Consider the following 17,927-nt stretch of genomic DNA (forward strand, 5'->3'; position numbering starts at 1 on the left):
GGAAAGATGTGGTCGCCTGAACAGGGTTAGGACGTGACATTGTTTCTCCCACAGCTCGCCCGGACGAGAAATTCATATGGYACGAGCTGAGGCCCAGAGACTTCGTGATCGTCGCTCATCTGGCGCAGCAGCGTTTGTGCTCCCAGGAATCCGAGCCGCCGGCGTGGCACGGAAATCGTCGTCAACGCCGGACTGAAGGCTTCGCCAACCGGATGGTTGTCGAAGCCCATAAAGGCGACTTGGTCGGGCACCTTTATCCCGTGTTCCCTGGAGACCTGGATGGCGCCGAAGGCAAGCTCGTCGCTGGCGCACAGAATTGCATCGGGTAGATCACGTCTGCCGAGGATTGTGCGCATGGCATCACGCCCTGCCGCAATATCGAAGGAGCAGAGATGTTGCACGTCGGCGCGTTCTCCGAGGCCCGCCTGCTGCATCGCCATTCGATAGCCTAGCGCGCGGGCAGCGAAAATCGGGCTCTGTTCCGGACCGCCGATATGCACGATCCGACCACGGCCAAGTGACAGCAGATATTGTGTGGCTTCAATGGCTGCCTTTTTATTATCTATGCCGACGAAGGCGATCCCAGGGTTTTCTACCGGCCTGGAGATCGCAACGATTCTGCGATTGTAGTGCGACAGCTCTCCCAATTCTGTCGGCAGGTGGCCGTTAAGCAGGATGAGTCCGTCGGCTGTACCTGTGATCAATTGCCGGGCGAGGGCGATCTCCCTTTCTTTGCTTCCTTTGGTGCTGCCGACGATGACGCCAATATTGTGCTCTTCGAGAGCCTCCTCGATKCCTAATATGACATCGGGATGGGAGAAGGCGGCTATGTTGGGGACGATGACCAGGATCTGGCCGGCTTTGCGCGAGCGCAGCATGCGGGCATTATGATTTGCGACATAGCCGTTTTCCCTGGCAATGTCTGCGATCCGCGCGCGCGTCTGCGCCGTCACGGCCGATGACCCCGAAAGGGCTCGACTGACTGTCGACGGATTGACGCCTGCGAGCCTGGCAATATCGACGATCGTGACGTTCAAAGTCGATCGCGCTGCCTGTCCTGTCGACTTTTCTCTCGTCACGAGCAGCCAGCGCTGCCGTTTGAAAGAAAACGAGCGCTTTCCTGACGACCTCGCGAACTCATTCGGGCTCCTCCTGAACCACATCGACATAAGGTGCGATGATCAAGTCAGCCACGACAGCGGCGTATTTTGCCCTCTCGTCGGCATTCAGACCCTCATCGGTAATGATGCGATTGATCCTTTCGATCGGCGTCGTTCGGTAGATTGCCCGGCTGCCAAATCGACTGCTGTCGATCATGAGGGTTGTTTCGACTGACGCGTCGATCATGGCGCGCTGCAGTTGGACCAACTCCAGCGACGTGTCGCTGGCACATTCCGTATCCACTGCCTGCGAAGACAGGAACAGATGGTCGCAGCGCAACTCGCGAACGAAATTGATCGCGGTTTCCCCAAGCAGGGAATAGGCGCCCGGACGACAGATCCCGCCCGGCACTACAAGTTTGATATGGTCTTTATTGACGAGAACATCGGCCACATGCACGTCGTTCGTCACGACGGTCAGCGGCGTCGTCAGTTCTGCGATCACATAGGCGAATTGGTGAAGCGTCGAGCGGGAATCGATGAAGATGCTCTGCTCAGGTTGAAGTAGTTTTGCGGCCGCGACTGCGATCGCCCTTTTCTCCTCGACAGCCGTCTGGCGCGCTTCGTCGACCAGCTGTTCGAATGTCGTATTGCGACGAACGCGCACGGCACCGCCATGGGTCCTTCTCACGACACCCTGGGATGCGAGGAAATCGAGATCGCGACGGATCGTCGAGATGGAGGTGTTGAGACGCTTGGCGAGATCCTGGCTCGATGCGACCTGATTGGACGAAAACCATTCCATGATTTTCTCGCGCCGCTCGGCGGGCAAGAAGTCTTCTGATTGCGGTGTTTCCGTCTCAGCCAAGAGCAGACCCTCTTTCTTTCTCAATGGAGCGCGACCTTACAGAAACAGCAGCAAAACTGAAAGCAGAGGCAATGCCTCGCCGCGTGTGATCGGCCGCCCGGTCGTACCGGGCGGCCGGGATAGTTTCTAGAGGCTGACGTTGATATATTCCGAGCCAGCCGCGCCTACGCCCTTATACGCAGTCACCTCGATCTCGACACGGAAATCCGGGCCACCGAGCGGCGGGCACGTCACCGTGCTGCAGGGATCGACGCCGCGGAATTTTTCCCCGACATAGGCCATGACCGCCGGAGCGTCAGCAACGTTCGGTATGACGACGCGCGAACGCACGACATCTGCAAGCGTTGCGCCAACGGCTGCGAGAGCGCCTTCGATATTGTGAAAGCACTGCTTGGCCTGCTCGACTGGATCGGTCGACATTTCGCGGGTCTTGTAGTTGCGTCCGGCGGTATTTGACACGAACACCCAGTTGTCGACCGCGACCACGCGCGAATAGCTTTCCTTTTCCTCGTAGAGGCTGCCGGATTTGACTTTCGTTACCTTTACCACGGACAATATCCTTCCTTTGATGTGGGTTTGAGCGATCAGGCGGTTGCCGCCAGATTCGATTGTGTGGCGCCGAGGCCGTAGACTCGTTCGGCGAATTCGGCCGTGATACGCTCCTCCTTGACGTCTCGGCGGATGGCTTCCAGAGAGCGGCCGGAAGGCAAGCCGTAGCCGCCGCCGCCCGGTGTCACGAGCTCGACCACCTGCCCCGCCTTCAACTGCACGGTTCCCGGCAAGTTGTGCTCGCCGTTGCCGAAATCGAAATGTGACCCGCTCGCCTGCAGACCGCCCTCGAGCCCCCAGGGGTAGACCGACAGCCTTCCGCCCTCGACGCTGAAGCGGCAATCGGCCTCGATCCGATAGACGCGCCTCAAGCCCATGCCGCCGCGCCAGGTGCCGGCGCCGGCCGAGCCGTTGACGAGTTCATAGCGCAGGAGCGTCAGAGGATATTCGAGCTCGAGCGCTTCGACCGGAAGGTTGGACGTATTCGTCATGTGGACGTGCACGCCGCTGAGGCCGTCAGCCGTCGGGCGCGCACCGCCCCCGCCGCCAATGGTCTCGAGATAGACCCAGAGCGAACCGTCCTCGCGCGTGCCGGTAAACAGGGCACCGGTGCACGCACCGTTGCCAGCAGCCGTCACCCGGCCCGGTAGCGCCTTTGCGAGTGCGCCCTGGACAAGGTCGGCAACGCGCTGGCAGGCGGCGATGCGCCCGTCGACGGCGGCAGGATGCTTGCAATTGAGCAGCGATCCGTACGGTGCTTCGACGCTGATGGGGCGCGACAGGCCGGCGTTCGGTAGGATCGTCGGATCGATGACGGCCTTGACTGCGTAGTAGCAGGTCGCCAGAAGCGCGGTATAGATGACGTTCAGCCCGGCAGGCACCTGCGGCGGCGCATCGAAGGCGATGTGCATGGCATCGCCGTTGATGGTGATGTCGACGTTCAATTTCATCACATCGGCGAACTGGTTGCTGTCGAAATAGTCCGTAAAGCTGTAGACGCCATCCGGGATTGCGGCGATCCCAGCGCGCATCTTGCGCTCCGCATAGTCCTGCAGGGCATCGCCGGCGGCAAGGACGAGGTCTGCGCCGTATTTCGTGCACAAATCCTGCATGCGTTGGACGCAGAGCCGGTTTGCCGACATCTGGGCGCGAAGATCCGAAAGCCGCTCGTGCGGAACCTGGCAGTTCAGCAGGAACATGTCCTGCAGATCCTGTTGCAGCTGTCCCTGTCGATAGAGTCGTACCGGCGGGATGCGCAGGCCTTCCTGGTAAATATGGGCGTGGCCGCGATCGGCAAAGTCGGCGTGGTGGGCCGTATTGACGGCCCAGCCGACCATGATTTCGTCATGGTAAATAGGTTCGGCCAATACGATGTCCGGCAGATGCGTTGCACCTCCCTCATAGGCATCGTTGCCCATGAATACGTCGCCTGGTTTGATATCCTCAGCGGCGTAGCGCTTGTTAATGTGCGGGATGATACCGATGAAACTGCCGAGATGCATGGGAATATGCTCGGCCTGGCAAAGCGTGTTTCCGTGTCTGTCGAAGAGCGCAGTCGAGCAATCGCGTCGCTCCTTGATATTGGTGGAATAACTGGCACGCACCAGCGCTTCGCCCATCTCTTCGACGATCGACGTCAACGCGCTGCCGATAACTTCCACGGTGATCGGGTCGATCTTGCTCATGCCCGTGTCTCCAGAATGAGGTTGAGATAAGGGTCGACTGTCGCCTGCATGTCGGGGAGGATAACGGTGGTTGTGTCCATCTGCTCGACGATGGCCGGACCGGCGATGCGGTTGCCGGGCTTCAATTTTTCGCGGGCATAGACCGGGCAGGAGAGGAAGTCCTTTGCCTCATCCATATAGACCTGACGCGAGCCGATGACGGCCTCCTCACAGGTGGGGCCAGCATCCGGCAATGAGGCGAGTTCAGCCTTGTTGACGACGCCGGCCGCCTCAAGCCGCAGGGTCACGATCTGGATTGCCTCACCCTCGGCGACGAAGCCGAAGCGCTGCAGGTGAGCCTGTTCGAAGCCCTGCACCAAGGCAGCAAGGCTGTCCGGTCCCAGCGGACCCGCAGGCGCCTGGACCTGCAGTTCGTAATTCTGACCGACATAACGCATGTCAGCAGTACGATTGACGACACGCCGATCCGTCTCGATTGCCTCCTGATCGAACCACGCCACAGCTTGCGCTTCGAGCGTCTGGAAACCGTTGACCATTGGCTCGACGGCGCCTTCGTCGACCTTCATCAATCGGGATATGGCGAAGTCGGAGCGAAGGTCGGTCAAAAGCAGGCCGAGCGCGCAGAGCGTGCCGGGTGTGAGCGGCACGATGATGCGGCTCATATCAAGTTCCTTGGCGAGCCGGGCAGCGTGGAGGGGTCCTGCACCGCCGAATGCCATCAGCGCGTAGTCGCGCGGATCGTGTCCGCGTTGAACGCTGATCAGGCGGATGGCCTTTGCCATGTTTGCGGTTACGACCGAAATGATGCCCTGGGCCGTTTCCATCAGGCCGAGGCCGAGCTGATCGGCAAGGCGCTGGACGGCTTCGATTGCGAGGTCGCGGCGCACCTTCATGCGTCCGCCGAGGATTTCGACCGGGTTGAGTGTCTGCAGGACGATGTTGGCGTCGGTGACCGTCGCCTCCGTATTGCCACGCCCATAGCAGACCGGGCCGGGATCAGCGCCCGCCGAACGTGGACCGACCTTCAGGAGACCACCGCTGTCGACGAAGGCGATCGAGCCGCCGCCGGCGCCGACCGTATGAATGTCGAGCATCGGCGCCTTGATCGGATAACCGTGGACATTGGCTTCTCCGGTCAGCTTGCAGATGCCGCCCTGCAGCAGCGCCACGTCGCTCGAGGTGCCGCCGACATCGAAGGTGATGATATTGTCGAAGCCGGCCAGTCGTCCGACCGCCTGGGCCGCAACGACCCCGGTGCTCGGACCGGATAGCACGGTGCGAACCGGAAGCTGTGCGGCCATGTCAAAGCCAATCACGCCGCCATTCGACTGCGTCAGTTGCGGGGCGACCGGCACGCCGAGTTCGCTCAGGCGCAGCTTGAGCCGGTCGATATACCGCTGCATGACCGGACCGAGATAGGCATTGACGACGGTCGTCGACATGCGCTCATATTCGCGAAATTCCGGCGCCACCAGATGCGAGGCGCTGACGAAGACATCGGGCATTTCTTCACGAAGGATCTCGATCACGCGCTGTTCGTGGGCGCTGTTTAAAAACCCATAGAGGAAGCAAACGGCAATTGCCTTGACGTCTTCCTCTGCAAGCTTGCGCACGGCCTCTCGCAGCTTCTCCTCGTCGAGCCCGCGATCCGCCGACCCATCGCATTTGAGGCGTTCGGGAACTTCCTGGCGCCGGTCTCGGCTGACCAGCGTTTCCGGCTTTTCGGCATTCATGTCATAGAGGCTTGGGCGCTTCTGGCGGCCGATTTCCAGGAGGTCGCGGAAGCCGTCGGTTGTGATTAAGCCTGTCGCGACACCCTTCAGCTCGATGAGCGCATTGGTGGCGACCGTCGTTCCATGGCCAAGGAAGACGACATGGGCCGAGGTGCTGCCGACGGTGGCAAGTCCTTCGGAAACACCGTCCGAAATGCCACGCGAAGGGTCGTCGGGGGTCGACGGCACCTTCCAGATGTCGAGCTTGCCGGTTTCTTCGTCGAACAGGCAGACGTCGGTGAACGTGCCGCCGGAATCTACGCCAATTCTCAATGCCATGTCTTCACCCTCTTTGGCCAAGGTTTACGCGGGCGGATCAGGCCGCCTTGGTCTTCTTGAAACGATCGAAGCGGAATGGTGCCGGATCCACGCTCGGCTGCGCGCCGGTTACGAGATCGGCCATCAGCTTTCCAGCGCCGGGACCGATGCCGAAGCCATGGCCGGAAAAGCCGCTGGCAATGAAGAAACCGGGAATGCCGCCGGCCGCACCGATGACGGGAACTGCGTCCGGCGTCACGTCGATCAGGCCGGCCCAGCTTTGCGTGATGCGGCTTTCTGCAAAGGCAGGAAAGGCCTTGACGAGATGCGCAAGGCCCTCGCGGTTGAAGCGTTCAAAGGGGACGGGATCGAGAATGCGCACCTGCTCGAACGGAGAGATGGCATCTGCTGCCCAGGAGCTCGGCGTTCGCCATTCCTGGATGAAGCGGTTGCCGACCCGCAATTTCAGTTCGCGCCAGCTTTTGATGAAGGTCGGAACGAAATCGGCAAAGAGGCGGAAGCTGTCTGGCACGATGGGCGCAATATTGGCATTGCGCATGGCGATCGAGAAACTGCCGTCCAGCCGTCGCCGGAATGAGAAATTGTCCGCACCGACCGGTAGCTCGGGCACGCCGTTGACCGATGTCGCGCGCGCCACGGAACCGAGGATCTTCAGCTGGGGAAAATCAACGCCGATGTTTCCGCTKAAGAGACGCGACCAGGCGCCGCCGGCAAGCACGACGGAGGAGCAGGCAATGCGCCCGCGTTCGGTGATCACGCCGCTGACGGCACCTGCGGAGCGTTCAATAGACCGAACCGCACATCCCGTTATTACGTGGGCTCCGGCGCGGATGGCGCCACGGGCAATTGCCGGGGCGGCCTTGAACGGTTCGGCACGGCCGTCGGTGGACGTGTGCAGGGCGGCCGTAAACCCACCGGTCATGCCCGGAAGGTGCTGGCGCAATTCCTCGCTTCGCAGCAGCCGGGAATCGAGGCCGAATTCGCGGGCGTGCACCAGCCAGGCCTCATATTCGGCCTCCTGGCGTGCATTGCGGCACAGATAGGCGATACCGGTCTGTCGAAAACCGGTTTCCTCGCCAATACGCGTGTTCATGCCCTTCCAGAGTGACAGGCTTTCCATCGCGAGCGGCAGTTCCGAGGGGTCGCGGCCCATCTGCCGCACCCAGCCCCAGTTTCGGCCTGACTGCTCGCCAGCGATCAGTCCCTTTTCGCAAACCGCAACCGAGATGCCGCGTTCGGCAAGCTCCAGTGCTGTCGATATGCCGACGATTCCKCMGCCGATGACGACGACATCCACCTTTGCCGGCAGGGCCTGCGTGGAAGGGACGGCGTCGGGAATGATACGTGACATGGTTCTATCTCGCCGGCATTGATCAGAGCGTGTCTTCGAGCCGGCAATTTACCAGCATCTCGGCCATGGCCGCATTGTTGGGAAGTTCGATGGCGGTGCGCACGAGAGATGCAAGCGTCTCCGGCTGGATCATGTCCTCGGGCTTGACCTTGTTGGTGTAGGAGCTCATCTCCGTGCGCACGAAGCTCGGACATATGGCCGTTGCACGAACGCCCTTTTCCCAAGCGACATGACGGGTCGTGTGGGTCAGCCCCATCACCGCAAACTTGGTCATGTTGTAGCCGACGAAGGCGTTCCTGACCCGTTTTCCCGACAGCGAGGCTATGTTGACGATGCGCCCCGCGCCTGTCTGTTCGAGATGAGGCATGCAAAGGCGCGTGAGGCGCAAGGGAGCCTTCACATTGACGGCCCAGAGCCGGTCAAGGGCCTCGTCATTGTCGTCCATCAGCGAGACATGCTCGCCGAGGCCGGCATTGTTCACGAGAGCATCGATCCTCTGGAACTTTTCGGCAGCTGCAGCCACCCATCGCTCCGATGTGGCCGGTTCAAAAGCGTCGAAATGCGCATAATGTAACCTGCCGCTCTCAGGGCCGAGCTCGGCTTCGAGCGCCTGGATGTTGCGCGCGCCGAGGCTGAGACGGTAGCCGTGCCCGATGAGTTCGCGGGCGATCGCCAGACCAATGCCGCGGCTTGCGCCCGAAATCAGCACCACGCGTGAATGTTGTTGCGTTGTCATTGTCCATTCCCCTGTCGCGACTGCGTGGTCACGCATTCGTTTGCATGAACGGTATGCGCGCTTTCGGTTTCTGACAAGCCGGTATTTGATAGAAATTCCAAAAAAAGCTTCAAAAACTATCATCAATAGAAAGTTTCTACCAAAATACAAACGTGTGCTTGACGGAGTTTGGCGCTTTGTGCCTTAATACTCCAAAATATGCGCATAAGCGCTCAAAAACTACGGGAACGGGTCCGCCGATAACGGTGGGCAGAAATCGCAGATCGGATGTGCGGTATGCCGGGTAGGGAAATTCTGAAAATCGACAATCTTTCCGTCGCCTTCCAGACGGGCGAGGGCCTGCGCGCTGCGGTCAATGGCGTGTCGCTTTCGCTGGTCGCGGGTGAGATCCTGGGTCTTGTCGGCGAAAGCGGTAGCGGGAAAACCATTCTGTCGCTTGCGGCAATGGGGCTTCTGCCGCCCAATGCCGTCGTCACAGGCGGACGCGTCGAGTTCGACGGCGAAAACCTACTGACGGCTCGTCCGGACATCCTGCGAAAGCTGCGCGGCAAGCGCATCTCGATGATCTTTCAGGATCCGATGGCCTCGCTGGATCCGGTCTTTTCATGCGGAAGTCAGATCATCGAGGCGATCCTTTTGCATGAGCGGATGAGCCGTCGCCAGGCTGGCGAGTGCGCCGCCGATCTGCTCGCAAGGGTCGGGATCGTCGATCCAGCGCGCTGCATGCGCTCCTATCCACACGAGCTTTCCGGCGGTCAATGCCAGCGCGTCATGATCGCCATGGCGGTGGCCTGCAAACCGGACGTTATCATCGCTGACGAGCCGACGACAGCACTTGACGTTACTGTCCAAAAGCAGGTGCTCGGTCTGTTGCGCGACCTCAACAGGGAGATCGGCGCCGCTGTCCTGCTCATCACGCATGATCTAGGCGTCATCTACGAGGTCGCCGACCGCGTTGCCGTTATCTATCGCGGCGATCTCATGGAGGAAGCCGTCACCGGCAACCTCTTTGCAGCACCCGGCAGTCCTTATACCAAGGCGCTGATAGCCTCGATGCCGTCGGTTTCCGCGCCGAAGAGCCGGCTACCGGTCATCGGAAGAGACGCAAGCGGTGCGATCGCGAGCGTTGTGGCAGCGCGACCTGCCGAACGCAAGCTGCGGGCGCCGGGACCGGAAAACGGCATACTCCTCAATATCCGCAATCTGACGAAGACATTCTGGACACGCGAGAGCGCGCTGTCGCCGCCCCAACCCTTCCGGGCCGTCGATGCTGTCAGCCTTGTTATTCCGGCGCGCTCCACGCTCGGACTTGTCGGCGAATCCGGTTGCGGGAAATCGACGCTCTCCCGGCTGGTCATGCGCTTGATGCAGCCCGACAGCGGTGCGATCGAATTCGATGGACGCGATCTCGCCTCGCTCGACCGCGACCGGCTACGCGCTGCACGGCGCGACTTTGCGCTCGTCTTCCAGAACCCATATGGCTCGCTTAATCCGCGCCAGACTGTCATGGACCTTGTCGCCGCGCCGATCGACATCCACGAGAAGGGGCGCAATCGCCAGGCGACGGTCGCAAGGCTGCTGGATGCCGTGGGGCTGCCGCGCGATGCCATGCGTCGCTATCCGCACGAGTTTTCGGGGGGACAGCGCCAGCGTATCGTCATTGCCCGGGCTCTTGCCCTCAATCCGAAACTTCTCATCTGCGACGAGGCGGTCTCCGCGCTCGACGTGTCCGTTCAGGCACAGGTCCTCAACTTGCTTCAGGATCTTCAGGAAGAATTCGATCTGACCTATCTGTTCATTTCCCACGACATGTCGGTCGTGCGCCATGTCAGCGATACGATTGCCGTGATGCAGAAAGGCAGGATCGTCGAGACAGGCCCTGCCGCAGATGTCTTCGACAATCCCAGGGCCGACTATACCCGCACGCTTCTCAATGCCGTGCCCAAGATCGGCGCGACCCTACCAAATGCTCTGGAGGCGCGCTGATGGAAACCCTGTCGACATTCGTCATCACGCTCGGATCGAGGCTCGTCACGGCGCTGATCCAGCTCTGGGTCATCGCGACGCTCGTCTTCTCCATCATGTACATCATGCCGGGGGACCCGGTCTTGCTGCTGCTCGGGCCGGAGAGCAATCCTTCGCCTGAAACTGTTGCCGCCATGCGCCATCAGCTCGGTCTCGACCAGCCAGTCCTGTCCCAATATTTCAAATGGCTCGGCAATGCGGCAACCGGCGATCTCGGCAATTCTCTCGACGGCGTTTCCGTCATGGAATATGTGTCCTCCAGTCTTCCAAAGACTATGGAACTTGCGAGCGCTGCAATCGTCCTTGCCGCCATCATCGGAGTGCCCGTCGGCATCGCTGCCGCCCTGCGGCGCGGCCGATTCCTCGACGGTCTTCTGACATCGCTTTCGACTCTCGGCATTTCGGTGCCGGTCTATATTCTCGGGTCGCTTCTCATTTTGCTGCTGAGCCTCAAGCTCGGTTGGCTTCCCTCGAGCGGCTATACGGACATTTCGCGCAACGCCTTCCTGCATTTCCAGAAACTGATCCTACCGGCGCTCACACTCGGCCTCGGTCTCGCTGCCTCAATCGCCCGCATGACGCGCTCGTCCATGCTGGAAATCCTGGGGCGCGATTTCGTGCGGTCGCTTCGGGCGAGAGGCATGCGCGAACGGCGCGTCATCTGGCTCCATGTTCTGCGCAATGCAGCGATCCCGATCGTGACGATCATCGGCCTGCAGCTTGGCAATCTGATGGGCGGCACGGTGCTCGTCGAAGCTCTCTACAATTGGCCCGGGCTGAGTACCCTTCTCGTCACAGCCGTCTCCAACCGCAACTATCCCCTGGTGCAGGGCAGCATCCTGACCATCGCGGCCCTGTTCATCCTGATCAATCTGTGTGTCGACATCCTCTACAGCCTGCTCGATCCACGAATCCGCCGGAAGCGCGCCTGATGACGAACATCCTCTTTCGCCGACCGCTGGTCGCATCCAGTCTCATTGTCGTGGTGGCGGTGCTCGCGATAGCAGCGGCCGGTCCTCTGCTCGCCCCCCACGATCCCCTCGCCATCAACCAGAATGCGGTCAACCAGGCGAGTTCGACGCAATATCTGCTCGGCACCGACGAGTTCGGTCGCGATATCCTATCGCGTCTTCTGGTCGGCATCCGCCCGACCATCCTGGTAGCCGTCATTTCAACCATAATCGCCGCCATCGGCGGCACGGCTTGCGGCATCGTCGGCGCCTACAGTCGGCCGGTGTTGGCCTTTTTCGTCATGCGCGGCGTCGATATCATGCTGAGCTTTCCGGCAATCCTGCTGGCCTTGCTTGCCGTCGGTTTCTGGCGCAGCGGCGTCGTCAGCCTCAGTGTCGTCATCGGCATCATTTTCATCCCGCAATTTGCCCGCGTTGCGCAATCGGCCGCCCTTCAGGTGATCAGACAAGAGTTCGTCGAAGCCGAACACGCAATGGGAGCGCGCTATCTTCGGGTCGTCTTGCGGGCGATCCTGCCCAACATTCTCTCGCCATTGGTCGTTCAGGCCACATTGACGATCGCAGCGGCGATCCTGCTCGAATCCGGCCTGAGTTTTCTCGGTCTCGGCATCGTGCCACCCGAACCCTCATGGGGCCAGATGATCGGCACGGCGCGTGGTTATCTCAGCCAGAATCCGATGTATGTCGTCTGGCCCTCCCTCTGCCTTGCGGTCACCGTCCTCGCCATCAACGTCCTCGGCGACGCGCTTCGTGACCATCTCGATCCGAGACTTCGCGAAAACTGACAGTCATCAACAAAGAAAGGGAACATCATGAAGAGAATTCTCCAAATGGCTCTCGTTGCAGGCCTTCTGGGCTTGACCGCGACAAGTGCCCTCGCCGGCGGCACCCTCTATTTCGGGCTTTCGGGAGAGCCTTCGACCCTCGATACGGTCATTCAGCCCGGTACATCCGGCCGCACCGTCAAGCTCGCCATCCATCGCGGACTTGTTAATTATGGCGTCGATGGAAAGATCACGCCGGAGCTTGCCGAAAGCTACGACATCAGCCCCGACGCGAAGGAGTTCACTTTCCATCTCCGTCAGGCCAAGTTTCACGATGGTTCGCCGGTGACAGCTACAGATGTGAAGGCATCGCTGGAAAGAATTCTCGATCCAAAGGGAAAGGCGGCGTTCCGCAATGAGCTTTCGATCATATCGAAGATTGAAACCCCAGATGAAAAGACCGTAAAACTGACCCTGTCGAGCCCATCGGTTGCGCTTGTCGACTATCTGGCGCTGCCGGAATCCGTCATTGTGCCGGCGGCCTGGCTTGCCAAGAATGCCGACAATCCGACCGCCTCGCCGATCGGCGCCGGTCCCTTCAAATTCGCAGGTTGGACGCGCGGACGGGAGATCGTCGTCAAGAAATTCGACGACTACTACAAGCCAGGAAAGCCGGATCTCGACGAAGTCCACTACGTCTTCTACAGCGACGAAAATACCCGTGTGAACGCCCTGAAATCGGGTGACGTCGACATTATCGACTATGTTCCGGCTAAGGATGCAGCGGATCTCGAAAAAGGCCCCGATACTGAGCTTTTGAGAAACACGGGTCCCTTCATGGGGCTTCAGTTCAATACAAAATTTGAACCGTTTTCAAAACCAGAAGTTCGTCAGGCCATCGCCTATGCCGTGGACCGCAACGTGATCATCAATACTGCCTTCAACGGCCTCGGTAGCCCGATTTACGGCATCGCCATTCCAAAGGGCTATATGGGCTATTCCGAATCCAAGGCGAACTATTTTTCACACGATATCGAGAAAGCAAAAGCACTGCTCGCCAAGGCTGGATATCCGAATGGCTTCGAGGCGCGATTGCTCGCATCCTCTCAATATAGTTTCCACCAAAATACAGCGATCGCCATTCAGTCGGAGCTCGCCAAAATCGGCATCAAGGTCAAGCTCGATTTGCCGGACTGGGCTAGCCGCATGTCCAAGGCAACCTCTGCCGATTACGATTTTACGGTGCTCGGCAGCCTCGGCGAGATCACTGACGCCGATTGGCTGAGCAACTACTACTATGGTGGCGACAAGCTCGTTCGGACCAACAATTCTCCATATTTCAACGATCCGCAAATCRATGAGCTGCTCGACAAGGGCAGGGCGACCGTCGACAAGGACGAAAGAGCGAAGGTCTATGACGCCTTCGTCGACAGAGCGCTTGAACTGTCGCCGCTCGTCTATTTCATGTGGCGCGAACAGAACTACGCAGTGAAGAAAGGCGTGACMGGCTTTACGAATATGCCGGGCTTCCTGACGTTCCAGTCGGGCCTCAGCATCGAGAACACCAAAGTGGAATAAGACAACAGCTACCGGACGCTTTGGCGTCCGGTAGCATCAATCTTTGCCGTTCTTCATGGTCCATCATTTTAATCGGGGCTGGACGTTCGCCGCGGAGCAAGGACGAGCTTTCGCGGATGACGAGTGCGCCCGGAAGGAGCGTCAGGGTCGGAGGGGGCAAGGGACCGTGCGTCTCCATGAGTGTGATCAGCGTTCGACAGCCGCTTTGGCCAACGTTGCGCCGTTGTTGCGAACGCTGGTGAGAGTCGTATCAGAGAACTCTCCGAACTCGATGTTGTCACAGCCCACGATGGACAGCTCTTCGGGAACGGACACGCCATTGACCTTCGCCCAACGCGAGCTGCTGCACTCGGCCACGACACGGTATCGGCATTTTCCTAAGGTTTCTCGGCGCTTGCCATCGCGCTTGCGGTTACGATAGCCTGCATCGGCTAAGACCGAAGCATGTTCATCGATCCTTGCCCTGCACCGTACGCGGGACTTTCTTGTCCAACGGCGAACCCAGATCGGCAACGAGCTCGCGCTCAGGCTGCGACGACGCGTTCGAACATCTCATACAGATCCTCAGCAAAGCTGCGCAGCACCGTGAGCTCGAAGCGCATCGCCTGCGTGCGCGTCAGCTGGACGGAGACATGTCCGAAAAGTGTGACGGCCGATTGGCCGACGGGGAAGGCGGCGCGATCGAGATCGACTGCCGTTCCCCGAGCGAGCACGTCCGCAGCGCGGGGACCGGAAAGAGCGATGCGGATGCGGCCATGGCTCTGGTCGCAGACAAAGCCTCTGCCTCTCAAATGATCGGCAAGGAGCGTGATATGCGAGGGTGGCAGGCTTTCCTCGCCCGTTATGTACCATTGCTGATAACCGGCCTGCCGCACAGCGCTCGTTGCCAGTCCAGCGGCAGAGAGCGCGTTGATGAGGCTATCGCCATCGATTGCGCCCATGACATGCAGGAGGTGGCCCTCCGGCAGCGGCTCCAGCCGAATGCCGGAGCCTTCAACTGTCTCCTTGCCCGTGAGGGCCGGCTTGTGTTCGGGACGTTCAGGCATGGAGCTTCTCGTTATCGGGATCGATGAAAACGGGACTGCAGAGCACCGCCTCGGTGAATTCGTTTCTCAGGCCATTCCAGATTAAGACCTTTTCGCCTATTCGCTCCGGCCCGTGCTTGACGAGCGCAAGGCCGATCGTATGGCCAAGACTCGGCGAAAAAGCACTCGAGGTCACATAGCCCTGGTCGTTTTCAAGAGTGGCGGCGGCATGTTCGGCAAGGATGTGAGAACCGGTGCGGAAGCTCGTCGCGGGATCAAGCGGCTTGACGCCGACGAGGCGGGGGCGGTCCTCGGCCTGCAAACCTTCGCGGGCGAGCATCGCCCTGCCGATGAAGTCGGGCTTGGTGGCCGAAACCATGCGGGCGAAGCCGAGATCGCCTGGCGTCACCGTTCCGTTGATCTCGGCATGGGTGACATGGCCCTTCTCGATGCGCATGACCCCGAGCGCCTCGGTACCATACGGGCAGATGCTGTGCGTCTTACCTGCCCGCATGATCTGGTCGGCGACCCATTCGCCGTAGCCGGCGGGCACGGCAAGTTCATAGGCGAGTTCGCCGGAGAAGGAGATCCGGAAGAGTCGTCCTTCGAGCGAGCCGCCGAGGAGCGAGACCACGCGAGCACTCATGAAGGGGAAGGCGGCATCGGAAATATCCTCGTCGACGATCTTGGAAAGGATCGCGCGCGATTTCGGGCCGGCGACCGCCATCTGCGCCCATTGGTCGGTCGAGGAGGCAAAACGGACGTCGAGCTCCGGCCAGAGCGTCTGCGCGCAGAATTCGAGATGGGTCAGCACGCCGGCGGCAAGCGCCGTCGTCGTCGTCATGAAGAAATGGTCCTCGGCGAAGCGGCTCGTCGTGCCGTCGTCGTAGATCATGCCGTCCTCGCGCAGCATGATGCCGTAGCGCGCCCGGCCGACCGGCAGCTTGGCAAAGCCGTTGCAGTAGACGCGATCGAGGAAGGCAGCGGCATCCCTGCCGAAGACCTCGATCTTGCCGAGGGTGGAGACGTCGCAAATGCCGGCATTCTGCCGGATGTTCAGAACCTCGCGATCGACGCTCTCTCGCCAGCTCGTCTCTCCCGCACGTGGAAACCAGGAGGAGCGGTACCACAGCCCGGTCTCGACGAAGACGGCGCCATTCTTCTTGGCCCAGCCATGTAGTGGTGACCTGCGCACCGGCTGGAAATGACGACCGCGCGAGCCGCCCGTCAGCGCGCCGAAGGAGACCGGCGTATAGAAGGGACGGAATGTGGTGGTGCCGACTTCGGCAGGCGACATGCCGCGGGCCTCGGCCAGGATGCCGATGGCATTGATATTGGAAAGCTTGCCCTGGTCGGTTGCCATGCCGCTGGTCGTATAGCGTTTGGCGAGTTCGACATGCCCATATCCCTCGCGAACGGCAAGGCCAAGATCTTTGAGGTGTACGTCGTTCTGATAATCGACGAAGGCCTTGCCCTTTCCGCCCTTGACGGACCAGAGCGGCTTCGATGATGCCGCGGTTTCCTCGACAGGCGCGAAGGCGGCCACGACCTTTGCGAAGCCGATCGCCTGCAGTGCCTCGACGGCCTTGGCCGCACCATCGCCGAGGCAGGCCTCCGTCGAGCCGAGCCCGGCCGCGGAGCCGGCGATCGACAGGCCCTGCTGGCGTTCCGGCGCCAGGAAGGCTGCCCTTTCCTCCGACCAGACCGGCCTGGCGCGGCGATGGCAGGCAAGGTGGATGATCGGGCTCCAGCCGCCGGACATGGCAAGCGCGTCCGCCTCGATGCGCTGTGTTGCCGAAGCGGTCTCGATCGTGACATGGCGCAGGCGTTTGCCACCATGCGCGTCGCGCACCCGGCTGCCGTTCAGCACGCGGGCGCGTCCGGACCAGGTATTGTCGGCCGCATCACGGCTGTCGACGATGGCGGCGACATCGACACCGGCGGCTTCGAGCGCGCCCGCCGTGCGATAGCCGGACGCACTACTGGTGAAGATCACGGTGCGGGCGCCGGGCGTCACCGCCTGGCGGCCGAGATAGCTGTGCATAGCACCAGCCATCATCACGCCTGGAATATCGTTGCCGCCGAAGACGAGCGGCCGCTCTTCGGCGCCCGAGGCGAGGATCGCCTGTTTGGCGATGATGCGCCAGAGGCGCTCGATGGGCCGATGCGGATCGGGTAGTGCCACATGTTTTTGCACGCGCTCGACAGCGCCGAAGACATTGTCGTCGTACCAGCCGACGGCCGTGGTACGTGGCAGGAGACGGACGTTCGGCAGACCCTCGAGTTCATTGAGCATGTCCTGCAGCGCGGTGCCGCTTTCGAGGAGCAGGCTGCCGCCGAGCGCGAAACCTTCGTCGGCGACGATGACGCGGGCACCAGCGCGTCCAGCCGTCAGCGCCGCTGCAAGGCCGGCAGGCCCCGCGCCGATGACGAGCAGGTCGCAGTGAGCCCAGCATTTCTCGTAGGAATCCGGATCGGGCTCGTAGGACGCCTTGCCGAGACCGGCGGCTTTGCGGATCAGCGGCTCGTAGAGCTTTTCCCAGAGGGCGGCCGGCCACATGAAGGTCTTGTAGTAGAAGCCGGCGCTCAGGAAGGGCGACAGCAAGCCGTTGATGGCGCCAATGTCGAAGCCGAGCGAGGGCCAGCGGTTCTGGCTGCGGGCGATGAGCCCGTCATGGAGTTCGATCATCGTGGCACGTGTATTGGCCTCCGTGCGGCCGCCAGTGCCCGTCGTGACGAGCGCGTTGGGCTCAGCCGCGCCCGCCGTCAGGATGCCGCGCGGCCGGTGATACTTGAAGCTGCGGCCGACGAGCTGGATGCCGTTGGCAAGAAGGGCGGAAGCGAGCGTATCGCCGGGATGGCCGGCCAGTTGTCTGCCATCGAAGGTAAAGTTCAGCGTGCTCGATCGGTCGATCCGCCCACCGCCGGGAAGCCGCGAACTCGTCATGCCGCACCTCCGAGCTTGGCAATCGCGGCATCGCTGACGGTGTGAACGGCGTGGGTGACAGTGTCGCGTTCGACAACCAGCCAGCGCCGGCAGCCGGAGGAATGGTGCCAGTACTCCTTGTGCCGTCCCCTCGGATTGTCCCGCAGATAGACGTAGTCGTACCAGGCGTCAGCGCCGGCATCGGCTGCCGGCCGGGTGAGGCTTGCATCGCCACGGATGGTGAATTCCTCCTTGGGACGGATGCCGCAATGCGGGCAGGAAATCAGGCTTGCCATGG

Annotated in this window: 15 protein-coding genes and 1 pseudogene; 4 read left to right on the top strand and 12 right to left on the bottom strand. The window is 61.0% G+C overall.

The window, feature by feature from the left end; translation table 11 throughout:
- Positions 1-26: 26 nt before the first annotated feature.
- From AC1DNW_RS26750 to AC1DNW_RS26785, 8 genes and pseudogenes are all read right to left on the bottom strand, one after another.
- Positions 27-878 carry a substrate-binding domain-containing protein gene (locus AC1DNW_RS26750; protein ID WP_477854943.1) on the bottom strand — a complete coding sequence of 284 codons (852 nt, stop codon included), beginning with the start codon at positions 876-878 and terminating at the stop codon, positions 27-29.
- 24 nt (positions 879-902) lie between these two features.
- Positions 903-1,169 (bottom strand): annotated as a pseudogene (locus tag AC1DNW_RS26755) (LacI family DNA-binding transcriptional regulator); the annotation flags it as partial.
- Positions 1,138-1,992 carry a DeoR/GlpR family DNA-binding transcription regulator gene (locus AC1DNW_RS26760; RefSeq protein ID WP_477834957.1) on the bottom strand — a complete coding sequence of 285 codons (855 nt, stop codon included), beginning with the start codon at positions 1,990-1,992 and terminating at the stop codon, positions 1,138-1,140. The gene AC1DNW_RS26760 and the pseudogene AC1DNW_RS26755, both read right to left, overlap by 32 nt.
- A 102-nt stretch (positions 1,993-2,094) precedes the next feature.
- On the bottom strand, positions 2,095-2,517 hold the full coding sequence (locus AC1DNW_RS26765) for a RidA family protein (RefSeq protein WP_113295909.1): 423 nt from the start codon (positions 2,515-2,517) through the stop codon (positions 2,095-2,097).
- Between the two features lie 35 nt (positions 2,518-2,552).
- The gene (locus AC1DNW_RS26770) at positions 2,553-4,202 is read right to left on the bottom strand and encodes a hydantoinase B/oxoprolinase family protein (protein WP_477854899.1); all 1,650 of its coding nucleotides are present in this window, start codon (positions 4,200-4,202) and stop codon (positions 2,553-2,555) included.
- Entirely contained in the window at positions 4,199-6,253 is a 2,055-nt protein-coding gene (locus AC1DNW_RS26775; protein ID WP_477854900.1) for a hydantoinase/oxoprolinase family protein, read from the bottom strand. Before AC1DNW_RS26775 ends, AC1DNW_RS26770 begins: the two co-directional genes overlap by 4 nt.
- 37 nt (positions 6,254-6,290) lie before the next feature.
- Entirely contained in the window at positions 6,291-7,604 is a 1,314-nt protein-coding gene (locus AC1DNW_RS26780) for an NAD(P)/FAD-dependent oxidoreductase (protein WP_477854901.1), read from the bottom strand.
- 22 nt (positions 7,605-7,626) lie between these two features.
- Positions 7,627-8,340, bottom strand: coding sequence for an SDR family NAD(P)-dependent oxidoreductase (locus AC1DNW_RS26785; RefSeq protein WP_113309942.1), 714 nt, complete (start codon positions 8,338-8,340; stop codon positions 7,627-7,629).
- A gap of 276 nt (positions 8,341-8,616) precedes the next feature.
- Here AC1DNW_RS26785 and AC1DNW_RS26790 point away from each other — a divergent pair, with 276 nt between their 5' ends.
- The 4 genes from AC1DNW_RS26790 to AC1DNW_RS26805 are packed head-to-tail and all read left to right on the top strand — an operon-like array spanning position 8,617 to position 13,678.
- The gene (locus tag AC1DNW_RS26790; RefSeq protein WP_477854902.1) at positions 8,617-10,326 is read left to right on the top strand and encodes an ABC transporter ATP-binding protein; all 1,710 of its coding nucleotides are present in this window, start codon (positions 8,617-8,619) and stop codon (positions 10,324-10,326) included.
- Entirely contained in the window at positions 10,326-11,297 is a 972-nt protein-coding gene (locus AC1DNW_RS26795) for an ABC transporter permease (protein ID WP_113295904.1), read from the top strand. The genes AC1DNW_RS26790 and AC1DNW_RS26795 overlap by 1 nt, the downstream gene beginning before the upstream one ends.
- Positions 11,297-12,121, top strand: a complete 825-nt coding sequence (locus AC1DNW_RS26800) for an ABC transporter permease (RefSeq protein ID WP_113295903.1) — start codon at positions 11,297-11,299, stop codon at positions 12,119-12,121. Before AC1DNW_RS26795 ends, AC1DNW_RS26800 begins: the two co-directional genes overlap by 1 nt.
- Before the next feature lie 27 nt (positions 12,122-12,148).
- Positions 12,149-13,678, top strand: coding sequence for an ABC transporter substrate-binding protein (locus tag AC1DNW_RS26805; RefSeq protein ID WP_477854903.1), 1,530 nt, complete (start codon positions 12,149-12,151; stop codon positions 13,676-13,678).
- A 186-nt stretch (positions 13,679-13,864) separates the two neighbouring features.
- On the opposite strand, the gene AC1DNW_RS26810 is transcribed toward AC1DNW_RS26805, so the two are convergent.
- The 4 genes from AC1DNW_RS26810 to AC1DNW_RS26825 all read right to left on the bottom strand — a co-directional run bounded on the left by AC1DNW_RS26810 (position 13,865) and on the right by AC1DNW_RS26825 (position 17,925).
- The gene (locus tag AC1DNW_RS26810) at positions 13,865-14,035 is read right to left on the bottom strand and encodes a substrate-binding domain-containing protein (RefSeq protein WP_477854904.1); all 171 of its coding nucleotides are present in this window, start codon (positions 14,033-14,035) and stop codon (positions 13,865-13,867) included.
- Between the two features lie 167 nt (positions 14,036-14,202).
- Positions 14,203-14,724 carry a sarcosine oxidase subunit gamma gene (locus AC1DNW_RS26815; RefSeq protein ID WP_477854905.1) on the bottom strand — a complete coding sequence of 174 codons (522 nt, stop codon included), beginning with the start codon at positions 14,722-14,724 and terminating at the stop codon, positions 14,203-14,205.
- Positions 14,717-17,650: a sarcosine oxidase subunit alpha family protein gene (locus AC1DNW_RS26820; RefSeq protein WP_477854906.1), complete on the bottom strand. Its 2,934-nt coding sequence runs from the start codon at positions 17,648-17,650 to the stop codon at positions 14,717-14,719. The genes AC1DNW_RS26815 and AC1DNW_RS26820 overlap by 8 nt, the downstream gene beginning before the upstream one ends.
- On the bottom strand, positions 17,647-17,925 hold the full coding sequence (locus AC1DNW_RS26825; RefSeq protein WP_477854907.1) for a sarcosine oxidase subunit delta: 279 nt from the start codon (positions 17,923-17,925) through the stop codon (positions 17,647-17,649). The genes AC1DNW_RS26820 and AC1DNW_RS26825 overlap by 4 nt, the downstream gene beginning before the upstream one ends.
- Positions 17,926-17,927: the final 2 nt, after the last annotated feature.

This window comes from Rhizobium sp. 05L429 (assembly GCF_056397645.1).

What these genes read in the sequence shown, in the direction of transcription:
- AC1DNW_RS26770 (WP_477854899.1), bottom strand. Translation starts at nt 4,202, where the DNA reads ATGAGCAAGATCGACCCGATCACCGTGGAAGTTATCGGCAGCGCGTTG.
- AC1DNW_RS26775 (WP_477854900.1), bottom strand. Translation starts at nt 6,253, where the DNA reads ATGGCATTGAGAATTGGCGTAGATTCCGGCGGCACGTTCACCGACGTC.
- AC1DNW_RS26785 (WP_113309942.1), bottom strand. Translation starts at nt 8,340, where the DNA reads ATGACAACGCAACAACATTCACGCGTGGTGCTGATTTCGGGCGCAAGC.
- AC1DNW_RS26790 (WP_477854902.1), top strand. Translation starts at nt 8,617, where the DNA reads ATGCCGGGTAGGGAAATTCTGAAAATCGACAATCTTTCCGTCGCCTTC.
- AC1DNW_RS26795 (WP_113295904.1), top strand. Translation starts at nt 10,326, where the DNA reads ATGGAAACCCTGTCGACATTCGTCATCACGCTCGGATCGAGGCTCGTC.
- AC1DNW_RS26800 (WP_113295903.1), top strand. Translation starts at nt 11,297, where the DNA reads ATGACGAACATCCTCTTTCGCCGACCGCTGGTCGCATCCAGTCTCATT.
- AC1DNW_RS26815 (WP_477854905.1), bottom strand. Translation starts at nt 14,724, where the DNA reads ATGCCTGAACGTCCCGAACACAAGCCGGCCCTCACGGGCAAGGAGACA.
- AC1DNW_RS26820 (WP_477854906.1), bottom strand. Translation starts at nt 17,650, where the DNA reads ATGACGAGTTCGCGGCTTCCCGGCGGTGGGCGGATCGACCGATCGAGC.
- AC1DNW_RS26825 (WP_477854907.1), bottom strand. Translation starts at nt 17,925, where the DNA reads ATGGCAAGCCTGATTTCCTGCCCGCATTGCGGCATCCGTCCCAAGGAG.